The organism is Rhodoferax bucti (assembly GCF_005876985.1).
GTDB lineage: Bacteria > Pseudomonadota > Gammaproteobacteria > Burkholderiales > Burkholderiaceae_C > Allorhodoferax > Allorhodoferax bucti.
Genome location: NZ_VAHD01000003.1, coordinates 473,277 through 491,299, shown reverse-complemented (window position 1 = coordinate 491,299; position 18,023 = coordinate 473,277). Strand labels below are relative to the sequence as shown.

The following is an 18,023-nucleotide window of genomic DNA, read 5'->3' as shown; positions in this document are numbered from 1 at the left end:
AAAACATCGGGTGGCAGGGCATTTCCCAGCGAAAATACGCGGTTGCTTAATTCATACCACCTACTTTCTGAGCCTGCTGTGACGTCGAACTCTTCTGCCAAATCCACTGATATCGCCACCCTTGACCGCTTGACCGCCGGTGCCTTCACCGCCGCCACGGCAGGGGAGCGGGCTTCCCGCATCCGGGACTGGCTGCTCACCCAGCCCACCCACGAGCACTTGGCGGATGTGTTCAAGGAACTCAGCGTCAAAGACAAGGGTGCCGCCAAGCTGGTGCGCGAGAAGCTGGACGAAGTGCGCCGCGCCAAAGGCCAAGAGGTGCTCGCCGCCGAGTGGGCTGCCAAAGCCCAGGCCCTGATCGACACCGCCAAGCTCAACATTGCAGACGCGCTTGCCTGGCAGCGCGATGCCGCCAAGGCGGGGGCTCCCCTGAGTAAAGAGCCCTTGCTGAGTATCAAGACCCAGCTCTCCGAGCGCGTGCGTGGCATTGAAGACCTGCAACACCAAGTGCAGGTGCAGCGCGAAGCCGCTGTGCTGCTGGCGCAGCGGATTGAAGTGCTGTCGACCAAACCTTTGGCAGATGCCCAAGCCGCGGTGGAGGCCTTGCGTGCGGATGTGCAACACTGGCAAGCACAGGCCGAGGGCTTGGTCTCCAACGTCAATTGGGTGAGTGTGGATGTGAAGTTCCCCGCCTTGTTGGATGCATCCAAAGGCCAGTTGCTGGTGGTCTGGGATGCCTTCCAAGCGGCCTTGGCCTTGGCGGTTGCCGCTGCACAGGACGCCGCCGCACCCTTGCCCCCCGTGCCCGTGTGGGCTGATGAGCTGCGCGTGGCCCGTGGCATTCCGCTGGAAACGGCGCCTAAAGCCAACAAACCCAAAGTGGACCCGGAATTGCGCGCCAAAGCGAATGCTGCGGTCAAGGCGGCTTTGGCTACGGTGGAACAAGAAGTGGGCGAAGGCCATGGCAAGGCCAGCGCAGGTGCGGCAGCGGGCTTGCGCAATGCGCTCAAAGAATTTGGCAAACTGATTGACGCCAAGCTGGAAATCCAAGCGCATGCCGCTTTGGCTGCCGCTGGCGAGTTGGAAGGCTGGCAGCGCTGGCGCGCCGACCAAATCCGTGAAGAGCTGGTCGGCAAGGCCGAAGCCTTGCTCAAACGCCCCGACGGGCAGGCCATTGGTGGCCGCAAAATGCAAGAGACTTTGCGCACCCTGCGCGACCAGTGGAAGCAAACCGACCAAGGCGGCGTGCCCAACCATGCGCTGTGGAAGCGCTTTGACGAAGCATGCAACGAGGCCTACAAAGTAGTCGAGGGCTGGTTGGAGAAGGTCAAGGCCGAATCCGCTGAACACCGTGCCCAGCGTTTGGCGCTGATTGACGAAGTGAAAGCCTGGGCCGCTGCCAACCGCACGGCCCTGGATGACGACTGGAAGGGCTTTAACCGCATCCTGCACCAGTTCGCAGACCGCTGGCGTGAAGCCGGGCACGTCGGTGAAAAGATGTTTGCCGAGCTCCAACCGCTCTGGAAGACAGCTTTTGCAGAGGCAGCAGCGCCTTTGGAGGCGGTGCAAGCCCAAAGCCTGGCCGCACGCCACGCCATGATCGAAGAGGCCAAGCAGCTCGGCGCTATGCCGGTGCTGCGCATCGATGCCGTCAAATCCTTGCAGCAACGCTGGCAAGCTCAGGCGCACGCCATTCCGGTGGATCGCCGCCAGGAGCAAAAGCTGTGGGATGCCTTCCGCAAGCCGATTGACGAAGCTTTTAACCGCAAGAGTGCCGAGCGCGAAAAAGCCGAGGCGGCTTTGGGTGCGCGCGATCGCACCGTGTTGGATGCTGCCAAAGCTCTGGAGGCCGCCAACGCCTCTGGCGATGCCCAGGCGATTCGTGCCGCCATGGCTGCTCTGGACGCCGCATTGCACGGCCAAGCCCAGGCACAAGCCGATGTTGCGGCAGTGGGTGCCAGTGAGCAGGCCGCCCAAGCACAAGTTCAAGTTCAAGCCTCCAATGAGGCTCTAGCGCCTGCGGATTCTGCGCAAGCAGCTCCTGAAAATGTAGCAGAGGCACCTGCACCGGATGCAGAGGCTGCGCCTGCTGAGCCGGTGCCCGCGCCCAAACCTGCACCCAAACCGGTGGTGGCCGTGCGCGGCGATGACCGGCCGGGTATGAAAAAAGAAACACCGGCGGACCCCCGTGCTTCCAAGTGGAATGACCGCAAAGACGGCGGTCGCGGTGGGCGTGACGGGCGCGATGCCGGCAAGCCTGGCTTTGGTGACCGTGGCCCCCGCCGCGACGACCGGGGCGGCTTTGGCGATCGCGAACGCGCGCCGCACTCAAGCGCTCCCCGTTTGGGTGATACGGCTTTCCGTGCCCAGCGCGATGCCCTGGAGAACGCCCAGCAAGCTCTGAAGAAGCTCGCCGCGCAAGCCCATGGTGAGGCTTTGGTGCATTTGTTGACTGCGTGGGAAAAGCGTGACGCCAACCTGTTGCCGTCTGCCCAAGAGTTGGGTGGCCGTACCGCTGCGCAAGCCCGTCCCGTATGGAGCAAGGCGGTAAGCACTGGCGCCACAGTGAAACCCGAAGTCGCGCAGGAAAGCCTGTTGCGCCTGGAAATGGCGGCCGAAGTGCCCACCCCGGCAGAGCACCTGGATGCGCGCCGTGGTTTGCAACTCAAGCTGCTGACCCGCCGCAACGACCCGGCGCCAGCCCAAACCTGGACGCAAGATGCCGCCCAAGTGCTAGCGGCTGATTTCGATGCCGCTCAGGCGCGCCGTTTGCAAAACGTGCTCAAGGTGCTGCTCAAGCGATAAGGCGGCCCGGCTTGAAAACCGTGCCGGTTGTGGAACAATCGGCACGGCCCTTGAGGGAGGGCGTACTTACCGAGGGATAGCCATGGACTCAGTCGAAGACCTGCTGCGCAGGCTGGAGCAACTCAACGCCATTGGAACGGCCTTGTCCCGCGAGCGGGATATCACCCGGCTGCTGGACAACATACTGGTTGCGGCTAAGACCATTACCCATGCCGATGCGGGGACCTTGTACCGCGTTACCGATGATGGTCAGGCCCTCCGGTTTGAAATCATCCGCACTGACTCCCTGCACATGGCCATGGGCGGTGCCTCGGGCAAGCCGATTGATTTTCCTGATCTGCCTCTGCGCAATGCGGAGGGGGCTCCCAACGATTCGCTGGTGGCCGCCTACTCGGTGCTGCACAACCAGACAGTCAATATCGCGGATGCCTACACGGCTGCGAACTTCGATTTCTCCGGCACAAGACGCTTCGATGAGCGCACCGGCTATCGCTCGCAATCCTTTCTCACGGTGCCCATGAAGGACCACGAGGGCGATGTGATTGGCGTGCTGCAGCTCATCAATGCCACCGACCCCGTAACCGGTTTGGTGCGTCCTTTTAGCGACACGGACCAGAGCCTCGCAGAGTCCTTGGCGTCCCAGGCGGCGATTGCCATCACCAACCGCGGCTTGATGACCCAGTTGGAGTCCTTGTTCGAGTCCTTTATCAGCCTCATCAACTTGGCGATTGACGAGAAATCGCACTACACCGGCGGGCATTGCGAGCGGGTGCCTGCGCTGACCATGATGCTGGCTGAAGCGGTGAACCGCACCACAGATGGACCATTGGCCGCATTTCACATGGACGACCGGGACCGCTACGAGCTCAAGATCGCGGGCCTGTTGCACGATTGCGGCAAAGTGACCACACCGGTCCATGTGGTGGACAAAGCCACCAAGCTGCAAACCCTGTTTGACCGCATTGCATTGATCGATACCCGTTACGAGGTGCTCAAGCGAGACCGGGAGATTGAGGCCTTGCGCGCCCAGCTGGCCTTGCGGGAATCCCAGGACCCCGGCGCGGAGGCTGCACTGATGGCGCAGGCCCGGGCTGATATGGATGCCTTGGACGACGAGCGTGCGTTCTTGCGCCACACCAACAAGGGCAGCGAGTTTTTGAATGACGACGCGGTGCAGCGGGTGCGGACGATTGGAACACAAAAAACCTGGCGAAACCCGGAAGGTGTGGAGTCCGAGTTCTTGTCGGCGGACGAGATGGAAAACCTCACCATCCGCGGTGGTACCTTGACGGCCGCAGAGCGCGAGGTCATCAATTACCACATCGTGGCGACCATCAAAATGTTGGAACAGTTGCCGTGGCCCAAGCACTTGCGCAACGTGCCGGAGTACGCCGGTGGCCACCATGAGCGTATGGACGGTAAGGGCTACCCCAAGGGATTAACCCGGGAGCAGATGTCGGTCCAGGCCCGCGTGATGGGGATTGCCGATATTTTTGAAGCTTTGACGGCCAAAGACCGGCCGTACAAACCTGGCATGAAGCTCTCGCAGGCCATGGACATCATGGAGAAATTCCGCCAAGGTGGCCATATCGACCCGGATCTGTTCGATGTGTTCGTGCGCGAGCGCGTCTATCTGCGTTATGCAGAGCAGTTCCTGGACCCTTGGCAGATCGATGACGTGGCTTTGTCCGCTGCGGTGGCTAGCAGCAAGTAATTTCAGAGGCGTCGGGCGCCAACCGGCGTATGGCGACTGCGCCTGTTTCCGGTGTGCATTGCAGCCGCAGCACTTCGGCCCGGCGGGCGGCACCATCCAGATGCCAGTCGCTGAGCACCCAGCGCTCCAGCCCGCCCGGCAAGGCGTGGGTGGCAGGTTGGTGGGTGTGGCCGTGGATCAGGGTCTGCGCCTGAACGTTGTGTAGCCAGCGCAAGGTTTCTTCCGTGTCGGCATCTGCGTATTCGCGTTGGCTGGATTTCGCCGTTTCGCTGCGTTGACGGATTTCTCGGGCGATGGCCTGACGCTCTGGTAAAGGCCGGGCTAGAAATGCATGTTGCCACGTGTCGGTGCGCACGGTTGCCCGGAACTGTTGGTAATCAGTGTCATCCAGGCAGAGCGCATCCCCGTGGCTGAGCACCAAGCGTTGCCTGCCGAGTTGAAGGGTGCAAGGGTCCTGAATCAGCGTTGCGCCACAGGCATGAGCCAAGCGAGGACCCATTAAGAAGTCGCGATTGCCGTGCATCAGGTACACCGCGGTGCGTTGGGACAGCACGCGCAGGCTGTTTGCGCACTGGTTTTCAAAGCCGTCTACGGTATCGAGAACGTCGTCTCCCACCCAGACTTCAAACAAATCACCCAGTATGAAGAGTGCATCTGCACGGCAATGCTGCAGATAGCGCTCCCAAGCCGCATGGGTTAGCGGCTCGGAAGGGTGCAGGTGGATGTCGGAAATTACATCCACCGTCCGCCAGTGGCTGTGGGCTTGCAGTTCCACTGGCAGTGTGGGCTTTAGAGGGCCACGGCCTTTTCAATGATGACGTCTTCCTTTGGCACATCATCATGGAAGCCCTTGCGGCCGGTTTTGACGGCCTTGATCTTGTCGACCACGTCGGTACCGGACACCACTTTGCCAAACACGGCATAGCCCCAACCTTGCTGGCTGGGTGCCGTGTGGTTCAAAAAGCCATTGTCTGCCACGTTGATGAAGAACTGGGCGGTGGCAGAGTGGGGGTCACCAGTGCGCGCCATGGCCACGGTGTAGACCGCGTTTTTCAAGCCGTTTTGGGCTTCGTTCTCAATGGGGGCATCCGTGGGCTTTTGGGCCATGCCGGGCTCCATGCCGCCGCCCTGGATCATGAATCCGGGGATGACACGGTGGAAAATCGTGTTGTTGTAGTGGCCTTTGTTCACATACGCCAAGAAGTTCGCGGTGGACTTGGGCGCTTTGTCCTGGTCGAGTTCAAGGGTGATCACGCCGTAAGTGGCAATGTGCAGTTCAACTTGGGGATTGCTCATGATTTAAGGGGCCAAAGTGGCCGAGTTGATGACGATGGGGGTACGGGGCACATCTTGATACATGCCCGAATTGGTTGTGGGTGTACTGCGGATTTTGTCGACAACGTCCATTCCTTGAATAACCTCGCCGAATACAGCGTAGCCGTAACCATCTGGGCGTGGTGCATTCAAATTTTGGTTGTCCACCACATTTATGAAGAACTGCGCAGTTGCACTGTTAGGGTCCGAGGTACGAGCCATAGCAATCGTGCCTCGGTTATTTTTTAATTTGCTGTTTACTTCTAGGGGCACGGGGGGGCGCGTAGCCTTTTGCTGCATCTCGGGGCTGAATCCGCCGCCTTGCACCATAAAGTTGGGAATGACGCGGTGAAAAATCGTGCCGTTGTAGTGCTTGTCTTTCACGTACTGCAAAAAGTTTTCTACCGTTTTAGGCGCTTTTTCCGGGTAAAGCTCGACCGTGAAGTTGCCTGCAGCGGTTTGAAATAGCACTTTCGGGGTATTGCTCTCGGCATGGGCCGTGGCGAAAAGGGTAGAAATACCCAGTGCCAGGGTGGCCAGAAGCCAGTGTCGTCGTGCGAACTTCATCAAAGGACTCCTTCGTAAAAAATCTTCCATTGGCCGTTTTGGCGAATCCAGTATTGACGCTTGGTCCAGCCGATGCGGGAGCCTTCTGCCACTTCCCCGAAGGTGGTGACCATGGTTTCCGCGTTATCCACCCAGTGCAAATAAGAGGTGTCTTTGAGCTGGATGGTCTTGCCTTGGGTTTTGTCCATTTCACCGCGCAACAACGGCGTCCATTGACTCAAGTTTTTGCCGTTGCTATTGAAGTCCGGGGTGTAAAACGACAACACTTGGTTGACGTCGCCCGCTGTTTTGGCATTGCGCCAGGCGAACAGCGCATCTTCAAAGCCACGGGCGACCGTCTTGGTATTGTTGGGCGCCACCCATTGCAACTGCGCAGCAATTACGACCGGTGTAGCCCGCACCTCTACCGTCCGGATGATGTGGTCCAGATCGGGGTTGGCCAACACGACGCAGCCGTCGGTAGCCAAAGGCGGGCGCGAGAACTGGGTCGGGGGCGTGCCATGCAACCAGATGCCGCCGCCGGTCTTGCCGCGCTTGGCATCGAGCACGTTGGGGTAGCTGATGGGTAGGGCGCCCGAGCCGTAAAAGTCCTTGAGAGATTTGCGGTCCAAGTTGCTGGTGATGTAGTACACCCCCAAAGGCGTGCGTTGGTCACCCTCCACCGACTTCAAGGTGCCCGCTTTACCTACCGAGATGTAGTAGTCCGCCACCAGTTGCAAGCCGGTTGCCGTGTTCTCAAACAAATACAGGCGTGAGCGAGAGGCATCCACTGCAATCGCATGGCGGGTGGATGGTGCCAATTGCAAAAACTGGGAGGGAATGGTGCCTGGCGCCGGCCGCTCTTTGAGTGCCTTGACACGCCGCAGCGATTCTTCTCGCAGTTCCTTCAGCGGACCGGGCGCTTCTTGGGCCATGGTGCTGGGGACATCGCCCAAGGTATTCAAGGGGCGGGTGCGCGCAACCAGCAAATCACCATAAACCAGCTGTGCAAGCTGGAAGTGCGGCAGCTCCTCCGCGAGTTTCTCTGCCTTGATGAAGGCCTCACGGTTGGCGCCTTGACCGATCAGGTTGTAAATCTCGATCAAGCGTGCTTCGGCAACCCCCTCTTTGCTCTGGGTGGCCGGAAGTGTGGGCTTGGATGCCACGCTCGCCTTGGCGTCGCGTTTGTCGTCCCGGCTTTTGGCAAAGACGGGGCCGCCAACGAGCATGAGGCTGATGGCGATGGCAGTGAAGCCGCGCAGCAGCGTGTGGCACTGCGCGTGTGTGGAGCTAGTCATATCGACGTTGAGTGTCAACTACAACGTTTTAGTTCACTACCGTTTCACGAATGATGACCCAGCGATCGCCGGACTTGACCAAATCCAATGCCTTGCGGCTGGAAACGGCCAATTCGTTGGCTTTGTAGTCTTGGCGGAACTTGGCAGTCGCCTTGTTGCCGTTGACGCTCACACTCAGGTTTTCCAATTTCACGCTGATCTTGGATTTGCTGGTAATCCGTTGGCGGCGTTCTTCTTCCCAGGCTGAGCGGCTGGTGCCGGATGGGGTGGCGAAGTCTCTGCCGTAGGCGGCCAGATAGCCTTTGACATCACGTGCCGCCCAGGCTTTGGCCCAGTTGCGCACTGCCGCTTCTACGTCTTTGTTGGCATGGTTGGGGGCCTCTGCCGGTGCCGAGGGTTTGGCCGGCGCGGGTGCAGGTGCTGCGGGTGTAGCTGCAGCCGCCACTACGGGAGCGGGCGTTGCTGTAGGAGCGGGAGTAGCCGCTGCAGGCGCTGGCGCAGGTGTTGCCGCTGGCTTGGTAGCCGGTGCAGCGGGCAGGGTGGGCGGCGCTTTGGCCACAGGAGTTTCTGCCAGAGTCGGGGCGGGCTTGGTGGGCGGTGCGGCCGGGGCTGTTGTGCTGGGCGCTGCGTTTGCAGGGGGCGTGTTCACTGCGGGCAGTGTGGCAGTAGGGCGCTGGCCTTTGGCGGTCGCAGGATTAAAGAGCTCGCGAATCAGCGCGAGCTTGGGGGCGACGCCAGCATTGGCGCCGTCCAGTTGCAGTGCTTTGCCGTAGGCTTGGCTAGCGAGTTTGGCGTAGACGTCACCCAGGTTTTCATGGGCCGTGGTGTAGCTGGGGTTGGTGCGGATAGCCATTTCCAATGCGGTGCGCGCCTTGTCATATTGGCTTTGTCCTGCGTACAACACGGCCAAGTTGTTGTAGGGCTCAGGCAGCTCGGGGTAGTCTTCGGTCAGGCGGGTGAAGGTGGCAATCGCGTCGGTCGTCTTGCCGGAGTCACGCTGGATGACGCCTTTGAGGAAGCGCATTTGGGGATCCCGTGGCTTGGCGGCCAAAAACTGGTCCACCTTGGTCATGGCTTCCGGCAACTTTCCATTGCGGACCAGTTGTGCCACGTCGGAGTAATCGTCGGCGTGTGCGACGCCAAAAGAGAGGGTGGCAGCCAATGCGATCCAACGGATTGCGGTGAAAAGCTTGGAGGGGGCGTGCTTCATATTGCCTTTGAAATCGTGCGCTGGAAGAAGCCCTCGGCGTGGGGCTTTATACTGCGTTGCATTGTAGCTGAGGGGTTTGCGTGTCACCCCGAGGCAAATCCCCGTTTGGATTCCTAGCGAGCCCCCTATGCGACCCTTGGTGTTGTAGCGGGCTCGCTGTTTTTGTGTTCAGGTTTTTGATACCCATGAGTTTGCGCATTTTCAACACGCTGACGCGTTCGTTGCAGCCCTTTACCCCGATGGAGCCCGGCCATGTGCGGATGTACGTCTGCGGCATGACGATTTATGACCTGTGCCATATCGGTCACGCCCGCATGATGATGGCGTTTGACGTGGTGCAGCGGTGGTTGAAGGCCAGTGGTCTGCAGGTGACCTATGTGCGCAACATTACTGATATTGACGACAAGATCATCAAGCGTGCGCTGGAGCGGGGCATCACTATCCGTCAGCTGACCGACGAGATGATTGCCGCCATGCACACCGATATTGGTGCTTTGCAGATTGAGCCGCCTTCGGTGGAGCCACGCGCTACCGAGTACGTGCCCCAGATGCTTTCGCTGATTGGTGAGTTGGAAAACAAAGGCCTGGCCTACCGCGCCAGTAATGGCGATGTGAATTACTCGGTGCGCAAGTTCCAGGGCTATGGCAAGCTGTCGGGCAAGTCGTTGGACGAGTTGCGTGCTGGCGAGCGTGTGGCCGTATTGGATGGCAAAGAAGATCCGCTGGACTTTGTGCTCTGGAAATCTGCCAAAGCCGATGAGCCGCCTGAGGCTAAGTGGGATAGCGTTTTTGGCACGGGTCGCCCGGGCTGGCACATTGAGTGTTCGGCTATGAGTTGCGCCACCCTGGGCACCACGTTTGACATCCATGGCGGTGGTGCAGATTTGCAATTCCCCCACCATGAAAACGAAATTGCCCAGAGCGAAGGCGCCCACGGGCAAGCCTTGGCGAATGTCTGGATGCACAACGGTTTTGTGCGGGTCGACAACGAAAAAATGAGCAAGTCGCTCGGCAATTTTTTCACCATCCGCGATGTGCTAAAGCAATATGACGCAGAGACTGTGCGCTTCTTCATCGTGCGGGCCCACTACCGCAGCGCGCTGAATTACAGCGATGCGCATCTGGATGACGCCCGCCAAGCCTTGAAACGTTTGTACACCGCGCTGGGCCAAGTGCCCGCAGCAGAGGTCACGGTCGACTGGAGCAATCCGTTTGCTGCTCGCTTCAAAGCCGCGATGGACGAGGACTTCGGTACCCCCGAGGCGATTGCCGTGTTGTTCGACTTGGCAGGCGAGGTCAACCGCACCAAATCACCAGAAACTGCCGGTTTGCTCAAGGCCTTGGGTGCTTGTTTGGGGATTTTGCAATCCGATCCCCGGGCCTATTTGCAGTCGGGTGCGGTGTTGGACGAGTCCACCATCCAGCAGCGCATTGCGGACCGGGCCGCCGCCAAAGCCGCCAAAGACTTTGCGAAGGCTGACGCCATTCGCCAAGAGCTGCTGGCGCAAGGCGTTGTGCTCAAGGACTCTGCCGCAGGAACGACCTGGGAGGCAGCGCAGTAATGGTCGTTGCAACTCCAACGGCTACCGCCCAGGTGACTACGCCCGACTTCTGGGACGAGGCCTGCAAACATTTGATGAAAAAAGACCGGGTGATGAAGCGGCTCATCCCCCAGTTTGGCGACGCCTGTCTGCAAACCCGCGGCGATGCATTTGTGACACTGGCGCGCAGCATCATTGGTCAGCAAATTTCGGTCAAAGCTGCCCAAACGGTGTGGGACCGCTTTGCGCTCCTGCCCAAAAAAATTAGCCCCGCCAACGTGCTCAAGCTCAAGGTGGACGACATGCGGGCTGCCGGGCTCAGCGTGCGCAAAGTAGAGTACGTGGTCGATTTGGCCCTGCATTTCGACAATGGCACCCTGCACGTCAAGGACTGGGACAGCATGGGCGATGAGGAAATCATTGCCGAGCTGGTCTCCATTCGTGGAATCGGTCGATGGACGGCTGAGATGTTTTTGATCTTTCATTTGATGCGTCCCAATGTGTTGCCGCTGGATGATGTGGGTCTGATCAATGGCATCAGCCAGAACTATTTTTCAGGCGATGTGGTGAGCCGCAGCGACGCGCGCGAAGTCGCTGCCGCCTGGGCGCCATATTGCAGTGTGGCGACTTGGTATATTTGGCGGTCTCTCGACCCGCTACCGGTCGCGTATTAGTAGGAGAAAAACGTTGGCAAAAAAGACTTTCCTCGATTTCGAGCAGCCCATTGCGGAGCTCGAAGGCAAGATTGAAGAATTGCGCTACGTGCAAAACGAGTCTGCGGTGGATATTTCTGCCGAAATTGACCAGCTGAGCAAAAAAAGCCAGCAACTCACCAAAGACATCTACAGTGATTTGACCCCGTGGCAGATCACCAAAATCGCCCGTCACGCCGAGCGTCCTTACACGCTGGACTACGTGAACGAAATCTTCACGCATTTCGTGGAGTTGCATGGCGACCGCCATTTCGCCGATGACCTGAGCATTGTGGGCGGCTTGGCCCGCTTCAACGGTACCCCCTGCATGGTGGTGGGCCAGCAAAAAGGGCGCGACACCAAGGAGCGTGGACTGCGCAACTTCGGCATGAGCAAGCCCGAGGGCTACCGCAAGGCTTTGCGTTTGATGAAGCTGGCCGAGAAATTCAAGCTGCCTGTGTTCACGTTTGTGGACACCCCCGGCGCTTACCCCGGCATTGATGCGGAAGAGCGCGGCCAGTCCGAAGCCATCGGACGCAACATTTTCGAGATGGCGCAGCTGGAAGTGCCCATCATCACCACCATCATCGGCGAAGGTGGTTCGGGCGGTGCGTTGGCCATTTCGGTGGCGGACCAGGTCATCATGCTGCAGTACTCGGTGTACTCGGTGATCAGCCCCGAAGGCTGTGCTTCCATTTTGTGGAAGACGTCTGAAAAAGCCCAAGAGGCCGCTGATGCGCTCGGCATCACCGCCCACCGCCTCAAAGCCTTGGGCTTGGTCGACAAGATCGTCAACGAGCCCGTGGGCGGTGCTCACCGCGATACCAAACAGGCCGCTGCCTTTTTGAAGCGTGCCTTGTCGGATGCTTACCGCCAGATCAGCGACCTCAAGGTCAAAGAGCTGCTGGATCGCCGCTACGAGCGCCTGCAAAGCTATGGCCGGTTTACCGACACCAAGACAGCAGGCAAGTAAATGCCAAACCATGCCGCATGACACAGCGGTTTGACCAAGCAATGCGGGCCTTTGAGCCCGCTTTGCCTTTGGGGGTCGCCTACAGCGGGGGGGCAGACTCCAGCGCCTTGCTCCTGGCCTGTGCCCGCAAGTGGCCGGGGCAGGTGGTCGCGCTGCATGTCAACCACGGCTTGCAAGCTGTAGCAGCCGAGTTTGAGGCGCATTGTGTAAATACTTGCGCGCGGTGGCATATTCCGTTGCACATTGCCCGGGTCGCTGCTCAAGCGCAGCCAGGCCAAAGTCCCGAGGATGCTGCCCGCATTGCGCGTTACAAGGCTTTTGATGCTCTGGCGCTCGTGGAATGTGCGGGAGTAGCTATCAAATCCATAGCAATTGCCCAGCATGCGGATGACCAAGTGGAAACTGTATTGTTGGCTCTGAGTCGGGGGGCGGGTTTAGCCGGCCTCAGTGGCATGCCGCAGCAGTGGCAACGGGCGGGGATTGATTTCCATCGCCCCTTGCTGCAGGTGGCAGGCAGTGTGTTGCGTACATGGCTGGCCGCGCAAGGCGAAGCCTTTGTCGACGACCCGAGCAATAGCGACACGCGCTACACCCGCAATCACATTCGTGCGGAGTTGTTGCCGGCACTTGATAGGGTGTTTCCCCAGTTTCGCGATACGTTTGCCCGCAGTGCCCGGCATGCAGCGGAAGCGCAGTCTTTACTGGAAGAGGTGGCCATGGAGGATTGGGCGGCGGTAGTGCATGCACCTACCGATTTGCCGCTTATCAAGGCCGTGCAAATCCTTTCTCCTGCGCGCCAGTCGGGTGTTCTGCGCTGGTGGCTCAAGCGGTCTTACCAGGTGATTCCCAATGCCGCACAACTGCAGGAGCTACGCCGCCAAGTGCAGGCCTGTACCACCCGGGGGCACCACATCCATATCAAAGTAGGGGAAGGCTTTGTGGAGCGGCGTGGATTGGTGCTGGAATGGTTTCCACTCCGGTCACCAGGCTGACTGATTGGTAGGAATACACGCAGTCAAATGCCATTGAGCAAAGAAAAAGCCTCAAGCAGCGGACTGCTTGAGGCTCTGACTTGGCGGAAACGGAGGGATTCGAACCCTCGATGAGGCTCTACACCCCATACTCCCTTAGCAGGGGAGCAATTTTTTCACCGAGAAACGTTATTTCATGCGGCTTTCAAGGCATTTGATGTATGATTTTTTGAGTTTCGGTGCCAAAACGGTGCCACTCACTGAAAATCAGGATCTTGAGCAATGGCGAACTTTTTTCCACGTGAAAGCGGCTACTGGCAAGCCCGAGTAAGACGCAAAGGCTGGCCAAGTCAGAGCAAGACGTTTGCAAAAAAGTCTGAGGCCGAAGCGTGGGCGCGCAGTGTTGAGGCGGAAATGGATCGAGGTGCTTTTGTCTCTGCAGCTCCTGCAGAGCGAACTTTGCTCAAGGACGTCATCACGAATTTCCGCACCGACATTGCCCCACACCATTACCGAGGGAACGCATGGGAGCACAAGCTAGACCGGCTGGAAACGCGGTTGGGTGAATACTCGTTGGCAGCCTTGACGCCGGAGCGTGTCTCCTGGTATCGAGATGAGCGTCTTAAGGATCCGGACCCACGCTACAAAGATGCGAAAGCTGCCCCCCGCATTTCTCCGGCCACCGTTAAGACTGAAATTGACATGCTGTCTAAGGTGCTGGATGTTGCCGGCAAGGAAATGCGAATCCGTATTCCCATGGGTAATCCTGTCAAAAACGTGCGCAAACCTGTCTCTTCTCCACCGCGAGAGCGCCGGCTGACGGCAGAGGAGGCCAATGCGCTTCTAGAGGCCTGTGGTAAGTCGCTGAATACGTGGCTTCGGCCTGCTGTGCAGCTGGCTATTGAGACGGCCATGCGTCAAGGGGAGCTGTTATCTCTTGCTTGGGCAAACGTAGACACAGAGAAACGGGTGGCCTATTTAGCCCTTACAAAAAATGGTTCATCGAGGGCCGTGCCACTTTCTAGCCGCGCGATTGCGGTTCTGGCTGCACTACCGAAGGACATCAAAGGGCGCGTGATCCCTGTCGAAAAACAAACGCTGCACAGCGCATTTAAAACCGCCTGTAGCAGAGCCAATCTCAAAGACTTCCGCTGGCATGATCTGAGGCATGAAAGCCTTTCGCGGCTCGCTGAACGCGGCGATTTAAGTGTGCTGGAACTGAGCGCGATCAGCGGACACAAAACCTTGCGCCTGGTTCAGATGTATGTCCAACTGCACGCATCGCAGTTGGCCGCAAAGCTCGGGTGAAAACCTATTTAAACGGGTAGGTTCGGGCAGTCAAACGGTCATCATGGGGCCGCTGCGCTCGCCCATCGGTGCCGCTGGCACCTTCCCCCCGCCCCGTGCCCTGCGGGCGCGCCCACGAGGGGCGCTGCACGGGTCCCCGGTCTGTCTTCAGTGAAGAGGGGCAGCGGCTGCGCCGCCCAATACCCAGTCCGTTGCCTTAGCTGCTGCGCTGGCAACCGTAAAGATCGCCTGTTTGTCTGCCTTGAGGCATTTCAGCCAGCCCTCCAGGTAGCTTGCATGGCCCTCGATGGTGCCTTCCACCATGCCCAAGTGACCCATGGTGAAAGCTGCTGACAGCTCGGCCGTTAGTTCTTCCATGGCGTAGGCGTCGTCGCCAAAGCGCTTACCGAAGGTGCGCGCCAGGCGATCTTCATGGCCGGTCCAGTGGGCCAGTTCGTGCAGAGTGGTTGCGTAGTAGCTGGCCTCATTAGTGAATCGTTCGCGGTGCGGCATGCACACCTCATCTTTACTGGGCACGTAGAAAGCACCATCAAAGCCGTGGCGGATCTTTGCGCCGGTTTGCAGAATGATCTGCTCGGCTTCCTCGATTGCGCTGAACTCTTTAGCCTGTGCGGGGGTGGTCAGTTCTGAGGGTAGGCCGTCGATCTGTGCCACGTTGAACAGGAAGAAAGCCTTGGCCATGGGATAAAACTTTGCATCTTCTGCATCGTCTTCTGCCTGGCGCTCCACTTTCTGAAAGTACACGCCCATGGTGGATTTCTCCCGCTTGCGCACCTGTGCGCCCATGGCTTCGGCCTGTTTGTAGGTGAGCCAGAGATTGGAGCTGAATGACTTCTCCGCCGCTTGCGCCCACAGCAACAGAACATTGATTCCGCGATACGCCTCTCCCGTCTTAGCGTTGCGTGGGAGGCCTCCCACGGCTTGATTAGTCCAGCGTTTGCCGCCCTTGGCTGTGCCAGCTTCAAGAATGTTGATGATCTTATTTGTGATGGTTTCGCGAATGCACATGGTGAGCCCTTGAGTTGGTTTCGAGGGCTTCGATCTGTTGCCCTCTCGCTCTGACCTGGCGCTCCCTCTGGGACGGGAGGGTGCATTTGGGCGTTAAAAATCGGACTTTCTAGCCCGTTGTCTTCATCGCCCCCACCAAATCCCCGGCATAACTGATCGGGCGTTTGGTGGGGGCGTCGGGCTAGTGGTACGTTTTGGGTGTTCGGTCTTAGGAGGCCAGCACCGAAACTGGCGTGACACAAAAGCGCAGCGACTGGCGCGATAGTTTTTCACTGGGCGACGCACGAAGTGTCAGGATTCCGACGTTTGACGCGTAAAACGTCAAGATAATGACGGTGCCACGAACCTTCATGGATCACTGCACCGCACATGACAATTTCACCTTCGATGCAAAGCAAGCTCAATCAGATGCGCCGGGCTGCCCCTATGGCTGTCAACAAAGCGCGCTTGTGTGGCGGTGTAGTGCTCGCACTGATTGATCCAGTTGGCGACCTGGACTCCGCCTTGCAGGATCTGAAAACGGGATTGGGTAGCAACTGGACGATCGTTACGGCTTTTCAGTTCATGAGCGGAAAGCAGGCGCTGTTTGCAGCGGAATGCGCAAGTGAAAATGAGCGCGACGCTTTGATAAAAGCGCACCAAATTTCTCTAGCAGTTTCGAATCAAGCCGGTATCACACGCTTGAGCGTGGCACAGCTGAGAGTGGTTGTGATTGAGGCAGCTCAGGTCTCAACAACACCTTAAAAAGCTGAAGTGTTCACTGTCTCGCGATTTGAAGAATGGGACGTCTACGCCCTTGGATGAATGTTCGTGCTCCGGATTCAGTTGCTTCTACAGACCGTTCTCCAGCCGCTGACTGCAATGGGCTAAGGCCACCGTCCCGTACATTACCAAAATACTCCCTCCCTGCGAACTCAACCTATCAAACCGATGAAACTCTCTGATCTTATAAAGCGCATTGATGAGCTCATCGCTATGGCCCAAGAGGTGCAAAAAAGCCAATATAGCGACGGCGAACGATTTCCGGTGAAGTATGTTCAGGACGCTCCTATGTCGGGATTGCGGACAGCTTGTCTCTCTTTCATTGAGCGTGTTTACGGTAAGGAGCACACGCACTTCGCGCAATTCACTGCAAAAACAGATAGTCATTTCCTGAGTGATTTAGAACGGGCTATGGCCATCCTCCTCGCAATTCGATCCGAGCTTAGTGGTGGATGGCTCTTTGATATGAAAGGTCTAGTTGCTGCGGAGTTGTTCTCTGATTTTTTAGATCAGTCTGAACATCTGCTGGAGCAGGGATACAAAGATGCCGCTGCAGTCATGATCGGCTCAGTTTTGGAAGAGCATCTGCGACAGCTTTGTTTGCGTCACGAAGTTCAAGTCATCGACCTAAAAGATGACAAGCAGGTTCCACGAAAAGCCGACCGACTGAATGCTGAACTAGCGCGCAGCAGCGTGTACTCCGCTCTAGACTCAAAACAGGTTACTGCTTGGTTGGGTTTGCGAAATGACGCTGCGCACGGCCACTATGACCGTTTCACGAGCGAACAAGTCCGCATTTTCATGCGTGGCGTCATCGAATTCATGACACGAGTTGCAGTCTAACTATCTGAGGGGTATTCCCGAAGTGAACACCTTTTGGTGAGCGTTATCGACTCCAGCTTCCGTCAACAGGTCAACAAACGCACGATACGCGGCGACAGGATGGCTTGTGGGGCCAATAATCACTCGATCGAGGAGCTGCGGCAACTGAGCACCAATGTGGCCCTCATCTGGGAAGTCCTTAAGTGGAAGTTTGTACACGATTTGAGGAATTCCGCGAACAACCTCAACTGACCTCTGCATTTTTTCCGAACTTGATACCTTCGGGGAATACACGATTCGCCACTCTCGCTCCTCTTCAAAACCGGGGTGCTTGGTACAAAGTGCCGCAAACCGCCACATCTGAAAAACGCAGTTGTAAATCAATTGCTCATCAATCGAACGAAGCCAATCTAGATTAGACATAACGCCGGTAGTTACATCCAATAAAATTTGGGCCAACTCATTTTCGGTACCGTACACAACTGGACTTGAATACGCTTTCAGCACATCGGACTTTAAGCCAAATATGTCCGAATTAAAAACAAGGGCAACACCGTTTTGTCCACCGTAAGCTCTCCACATCGAAAGTCGCCCGTTCGAATTTTCGGATTCAAGATGCTGAGATACACAAGTCAAGTAAGTGTCACTTTTCAAGTCATCTTGGACTGAATTGAAATGACTTTCCACCCTTTGCCTTAGGCCTGGACGAATTGCATCCAGAGCGCTACTAAAGTTATTTGTTAAGTGATTTTGGTTATACGCGGCAGCCAGGCAATCCAACCCATGGTTGATTTCTGACCAGTCATTCATCAGGCTTGAATTTCGCATCCAAATTTCTTTTCCTCGAATGATCGAAACCGCCACTTCTGAGGATGTGTAGTGCACCATTTTTGTTTTGGTTGCAATTACCTCCTGACGCCTAGTTTGCTCATTTGGAAAAAAAATTTCCATCAATCTATCCAAATCGCGTTCGGCAGAATTTTTATCTGATTCAGTCATGCGCCATCCCTTAAAGTCTGAAGATCAAAGTAGGTTGGCGATTAATGAACCTGCGTGGCC

At 57.6% G+C, this 18,023-nt stretch carries 16 protein-coding genes; 9 read left to right on the top strand and 7 right to left on the bottom strand.

What is annotated here, in order from left to right:
• Window positions 1-78 precede the first annotated feature (78 nt).
• Together FDM28_RS17975 and FDM28_RS13295 are read left to right on the top strand one after the other, a co-directional pair.
• Window positions 79-2,805, top strand: coding sequence for a DUF349 domain-containing protein (locus FDM28_RS17975; protein WP_138515861.1), 2,727 nt, complete (start codon window positions 79-81; stop codon window positions 2,803-2,805).
• 82 nt (window positions 2,806-2,887) lie between these two features.
• Entirely contained in the window at window positions 2,888-4,519 is a 1,632-nt protein-coding gene (locus FDM28_RS13295; protein WP_138515859.1) for an HD family phosphohydrolase, read from the top strand.
• On the opposite strand, the gene FDM28_RS13290 is transcribed toward FDM28_RS13295, so the two are convergent.
• Genes FDM28_RS13290 through FDM28_RS13270 form a run of 5 tightly spaced genes read right to left on the bottom strand, consistent with a single transcriptional unit; the run spans window position 4,506 to window position 8,887 of the window.
• Window positions 4,506-5,294 carry a UDP-2,3-diacylglucosamine diphosphatase gene (locus FDM28_RS13290; protein WP_240792004.1) on the bottom strand — a complete coding sequence of 263 codons (789 nt, stop codon included), beginning with the start codon at window positions 5,292-5,294 and terminating at the stop codon, window positions 4,506-4,508. The genes FDM28_RS13295 and FDM28_RS13290 overlap by 14 nt on opposite strands.
• 14 nt (window positions 5,295-5,308) lie before the next feature.
• Window positions 5,309-5,815, bottom strand: coding sequence for a peptidylprolyl isomerase (locus FDM28_RS13285; protein WP_138515855.1), 507 nt, complete (start codon window positions 5,813-5,815; stop codon window positions 5,309-5,311).
• A gap of 3 nt (window positions 5,816-5,818) precedes the next feature.
• Window positions 5,819-6,400 carry a peptidylprolyl isomerase gene (locus FDM28_RS13280; protein WP_138515852.1) on the bottom strand — a complete coding sequence of 194 codons (582 nt, stop codon included), beginning with the start codon at window positions 6,398-6,400 and terminating at the stop codon, window positions 5,819-5,821.
• Complete coding sequence (locus FDM28_RS13275; protein ID WP_138515850.1) at window positions 6,400-7,677, bottom strand: L,D-transpeptidase family protein; 1,278 nt, start codon at window positions 7,675-7,677, stop codon at window positions 6,400-6,402. Before FDM28_RS13275 ends, FDM28_RS13280 begins: the two co-directional genes overlap by 1 nt.
• 28 nt (window positions 7,678-7,705) lie before the next feature.
• Entirely contained in the window at window positions 7,706-8,887 is a 1,182-nt protein-coding gene (locus FDM28_RS13270) for a nuclear transport factor 2 family protein (protein WP_138515848.1), read from the bottom strand.
• 185 nt (window positions 8,888-9,072) lie between these two features.
• Between FDM28_RS13270 and cysS the strand changes: the two genes are divergently transcribed.
• From cysS to FDM28_RS13240, 5 genes are all read left to right on the top strand, one after another.
• The gene (gene cysS / locus FDM28_RS13265; RefSeq protein ID WP_138515846.1) at window positions 9,073-10,449 is read left to right on the top strand and encodes a cysteine--tRNA ligase; all 1,377 of its coding nucleotides are present in this window, start codon (window positions 9,073-9,075) and stop codon (window positions 10,447-10,449) included.
• Window positions 10,449-11,102 carry a DNA-3-methyladenine glycosylase family protein gene (locus FDM28_RS13260; RefSeq protein ID WP_138515844.1) on the top strand — a complete coding sequence of 218 codons (654 nt, stop codon included), beginning with the start codon at window positions 10,449-10,451 and terminating at the stop codon, window positions 11,100-11,102. The genes cysS and FDM28_RS13260 overlap by 1 nt, the downstream gene beginning before the upstream one ends.
• Window positions 11,103-11,115: 13 nt before the next feature.
• Window positions 11,116-12,093 (top strand): acetyl-CoA carboxylase carboxyltransferase subunit alpha, encoded by a 978-nt coding sequence (locus FDM28_RS13255; protein ID WP_138515842.1) that lies wholly within the window; start codon window positions 11,116-11,118, stop codon window positions 12,091-12,093.
• Between the two features lie 17 nt (window positions 12,094-12,110).
• A complete protein-coding gene (gene tilS, locus FDM28_RS13250) occupies window positions 12,111-13,085 on the top strand; it encodes a tRNA lysidine(34) synthetase TilS (RefSeq protein ID WP_138515840.1) in 975 nt (324 codons plus the stop codon).
• Between the two features lie 261 nt (window positions 13,086-13,346).
• Entirely contained in the window at window positions 13,347-14,372 is a 1,026-nt protein-coding gene (locus FDM28_RS13240) for a site-specific integrase (RefSeq protein WP_138515838.1), read from the top strand.
• A 147-nt stretch (window positions 14,373-14,519) separates the two neighbouring features.
• Here the strand turns inward: FDM28_RS13240 and FDM28_RS13235 are convergent, their stop codons facing one another.
• Window positions 14,520-15,380, bottom strand: coding sequence for an ArdC family protein (locus tag FDM28_RS13235; protein ID WP_138515836.1), 861 nt, complete (start codon window positions 15,378-15,380; stop codon window positions 14,520-14,522).
• A gap of 369 nt (window positions 15,381-15,749) precedes the next feature.
• Here FDM28_RS13235 and FDM28_RS13230 point away from each other — a divergent pair, with 369 nt between their 5' ends.
• Window positions 15,750-16,124: a hypothetical protein gene (locus FDM28_RS13230; protein ID WP_138515833.1), complete on the top strand. Its 375-nt coding sequence runs from the start codon at window positions 15,750-15,752 to the stop codon at window positions 16,122-16,124.
• A gap of 186 nt (window positions 16,125-16,310) precedes the next feature.
• Window positions 16,311-16,985: a hypothetical protein gene (locus FDM28_RS13225; RefSeq protein WP_138515831.1), complete on the top strand. Its 675-nt coding sequence runs from the start codon at window positions 16,311-16,313 to the stop codon at window positions 16,983-16,985.
• Here FDM28_RS13225 and FDM28_RS13220 read toward each other — a convergent pair whose 3' ends face one another.
• Window positions 16,986-17,963 (bottom strand): DUF2971 domain-containing protein, encoded by a 978-nt coding sequence (locus FDM28_RS13220; RefSeq protein ID WP_138515829.1) that lies wholly within the window; start codon window positions 17,961-17,963, stop codon window positions 16,986-16,988. It abuts the gene before it with no gap.
• Window positions 17,964-18,023 lie beyond the last annotated feature (60 nt).

What these genes read in the sequence shown, in the direction of transcription:
- FDM28_RS13225 (WP_138515831.1), top strand. Translation starts at nt 16,311, where the DNA reads ATGAAACTCTCTGATCTTATAAAGCGCATTGATGAGCTCATCGCTATG.
- cysS (WP_138515846.1), top strand. Translation starts at nt 9,073, where the DNA reads ATGAGTTTGCGCATTTTCAACACGCTGACGCGTTCGTTGCAGCCCTTT.
- tilS (WP_138515840.1), top strand. Translation starts at nt 12,111, where the DNA reads ATGACACAGCGGTTTGACCAAGCAATGCGGGCCTTTGAGCCCGCTTTG.
- FDM28_RS13270 (WP_138515848.1), bottom strand. Translation starts at nt 8,887, where the DNA reads ATGAAGCACGCCCCCTCCAAGCTTTTCACCGCAATCCGTTGGATCGCA.
- FDM28_RS13235 (WP_138515836.1), bottom strand. Translation starts at nt 15,380, where the DNA reads ATGTGCATTCGCGAAACCATCACAAATAAGATCATCAACATTCTTGAA.
- FDM28_RS13240 (WP_138515838.1), top strand. Translation starts at nt 13,347, where the DNA reads ATGGCGAACTTTTTTCCACGTGAAAGCGGCTACTGGCAAGCCCGAGTA.
- FDM28_RS13230 (WP_138515833.1), top strand. Translation starts at nt 15,750, where the DNA reads ATGACAATTTCACCTTCGATGCAAAGCAAGCTCAATCAGATGCGCCGG.
- FDM28_RS13260 (WP_138515844.1), top strand. Translation starts at nt 10,449, where the DNA reads ATGGTCGTTGCAACTCCAACGGCTACCGCCCAGGTGACTACGCCCGAC.
- FDM28_RS13280 (WP_138515852.1), bottom strand. Translation starts at nt 6,400, where the DNA reads ATGAAGTTCGCACGACGACACTGGCTTCTGGCCACCCTGGCACTGGGT.
- FDM28_RS13220 (WP_138515829.1), bottom strand. Translation starts at nt 17,963, where the DNA reads ATGACTGAATCAGATAAAAATTCTGCCGAACGCGATTTGGATAGATTG.
- FDM28_RS13295 (WP_138515859.1), top strand. Translation starts at nt 2,888, where the DNA reads ATGGACTCAGTCGAAGACCTGCTGCGCAGGCTGGAGCAACTCAACGCC.
- FDM28_RS13275 (WP_138515850.1), bottom strand. Translation starts at nt 7,677, where the DNA reads ATGACTAGCTCCACACACGCGCAGTGCCACACGCTGCTGCGCGGCTTC.
- FDM28_RS13285 (WP_138515855.1), bottom strand. Translation starts at nt 5,815, where the DNA reads ATGAGCAATCCCCAAGTTGAACTGCACATTGCCACTTACGGCGTGATC.